The sequence below is a fragment of the Xanthomonas sp. WHRI 1810A genome, from assembly GCF_040202885.1.
Taxonomy (GTDB): Bacteria; Pseudomonadota; Gammaproteobacteria; order Pseudomonadales; family Pseudomonadaceae; genus Aquipseudomonas.
In genome coordinates this window covers 1-571 of record NZ_JBEGED010000062.1, presented here as the reverse complement: position 1 = coordinate 571, position 571 = coordinate 1, and the positions used below count along the sequence as shown (strand labels likewise).

The 571-nt window shown below is 58.8% G+C and carries 1 protein-coding gene; it reads left to right on the top strand.

The genetic code is table 11. From position 1 onward, the window contains the following. Positions 1-571: hypothetical protein (locus tag ABQX22_RS26725; RefSeq protein ID WP_441005334.1), on the top strand; the 571-nt coding region annotated here is incomplete at both ends.

Below are 571 nucleotides of genomic sequence, written 5' to 3'. Positions count from 1 at the left end.
CAGAACCCCAATGAGGGCACGGTCGGCGCCTTTAATGTTGGGTCTCTGCCGTTTGGACTTCTTGATGTGACTCCAGATCCGAAAATTCGCAAGCGCTCGGTCGATGCATTGATCTTGCGATCCGCAGAGCGCGATGGGTTCACGCCGCTGCAGGCTCGTGTGATTGCCGGCCGCATGAAGGCTGAGGATAGTGGTCTGTCCGTTCGCCAGCGCGTGCTGCCACGCATCGCTGATCTAGATTCCTATCATCAGCTGCCTGACATCGACATCGCGGTGGATCGCATCTGCACCGCGATACAGGGGCGCGAAGTTATTGCATGTGTGGTCGATCATGACGCAGACGGCAGTACTGCCGGCGCAGTGATGTTGGCCTCGCTGGTTGACTATTTTGGCATGGCCCAGCAGGACGTGCTCCTGTTCAACTCGCACCGCATGAAGGAGGGATACGGTGTCAGCAACGCCGTGGTCGACCGCATTCTGCAGCACCATCCTCTTCCTTCACTCATCATCACCGGTGACCAGGGCAGCGCGGACCATGACCGGATAACGCGCATGAGGGAGGAGGGCATCG